Source organism: Pseudomonas sp. P5_B2 (assembly GCF_056400445.1).
Genome location: NZ_JBFULH010000825.1, coordinates 1 through 1,555, shown reverse-complemented (window position 1 = coordinate 1,555; position 1,555 = coordinate 1). Strand labels below are relative to the sequence as shown.

Here is a 1,555-nt window from a genome sequence, read left to right as displayed (position 1 = left end):
CTGTGGCGCAAGGCATCGCGTTCAATTTTTGGCGTGCCGCCGCGCTCGTCGCGCTCGACGGCGGTCAGGGCAAAACCGGCGGCCAATTGGCGGGCGGTGTGCAAGGGAGATAACAGTGTGCTGTGCGGCTTGGCGGTCACGCGGGGGCTCCTCATAAATTCGACACAAATCCCCTGTTGGGGCCGGCTTTTGTGGTGAGGGGGCTTGCCCCCGTTGGCGCGCGAAGCGCCCCTGAAACCTGGCGACCGAGCAATTTTTGATGCTCTGCGTCAACCGGTGTAACGACTGCTGCGCAGCGGAACGGGGGCAAGCCCCCTCGCCACAAAGCGCCCATTTCCCAAGTAGGGTTGTGCGTCAGGCCTTGGCTTTGTTAGGCCGCACATCCAGGTAATGGCCGTCACCGTGAGTGGGCAGGAACCAGAAAGCATCCATGAAAAAGTCCTTAAGCGATTTTCAGCAGATTTTTAGGCTGTACGCCGAACAACGGCRCGGCGCGTTCTGCTGCGAGGCGAATGCGGGCCTTCAAGGGCTCACTGATAATTTGGTAGTTGGAGAAATCGGCTTCGGTGGCGTAGACACCAATCGGCAAGGTCAGGGCCTGGAAGAAACTGAACAATGGGCGTAACTGATGATCGAGGACCAGCGCGTGTCGTTCGCTGCCACCGGTGGCGGCCAGCAGTACCGGCGTGTCGATCAGGGCGTTGAGGTCAATCAGGTCGAACAAGTGCTTGAGCAACCCCGGATAGGAGCCGCGATAAACCGGCGCGGCGACGATCAGCAGGTCRGCGTTCTCGATGGCTTGCAGCTCTGCTTCAATTTCGGCGCTCAACTCTTGTCGCGAGAGGGCTGCACCCAAGGGGCGGGCGATGTCGCCGAGTTCGATCAGTTTGCTCTCAATCGGCAGTTGCTCCGACAGCTCGCTCAGAAGCGCCTGAGTCAGCACAAGAGTGCGCGATGGACGCCAGGTTCCGCCCGAGAGGGCAACGACTTTCAGTGCACGGGACATGATCAGTTCCTTTTTCAACAGTTGCTCGGGGAGCAGTGAGTAGTCCTTTGCTTGAGCAAGAGCTATACCAATCCATCGGGGCCCTGTTTCTGGGGCTTTGAGCATGTTTGTTGGCAGACTTTGTACTGTTTTCAGGGCTATTGCTGGATGACTGTTGCCAGGCAAACAGTTGCTTGAGCAACAGTTCCTAAAGTTCTGGCGCTGTTATAAAGGTTGTTTGTTATTCCTCAAAAGACATTTAACAACTATTAATAGACCTTAAAAGAATATTTAACGTTGCGGTTCGAGTGTGTCTAGCGAAGTCGATAGCCACTATCGAGAGCGTTGATTTCTGCTCGTGAAACGGCGCGAGTAGCCTGTGTTCATTGCCCAGAACCCAGATGCAGGACGCTAAAATGAAACCTCTAATCGCCACACTCTTGCTGCTCGCTATCTCCGTGCTTGCCGGATGTACCAGCCATGTTTCACCAGAATTACGGCCCTACACCGCTGAAGAATCCAGGGAATTGGCGCTTGAAGAGTTGAATCGTCGTAGCCTGTCCTTCCAGG

At 55.8% G+C, this 1,555-nt stretch carries 1 protein-coding gene and 1 pseudogene; both read right to left on the bottom strand.

Going from position 1 to position 1,555, the window contains the following annotated elements; genetic code table 11:
• A pseudogene (locus tag AC1DRJ_RS27155) lies at nt 1–140 on the bottom strand (acyl-CoA dehydrogenase family protein); the annotation flags it as partial.
• 302 nt (nt 141–442) lie between these two features.
• The gene (gene msuE / locus AC1DRJ_RS27150) at nt 443–1,006 is read right to left on the bottom strand and encodes an FMN reductase (protein WP_477804863.1); all 564 of its coding nucleotides are present in this window, start codon (nt 1,004–1,006) and stop codon (nt 443–445) included.
• Nucleotides 1,007–1,555: the final 549 nt, after the last annotated feature.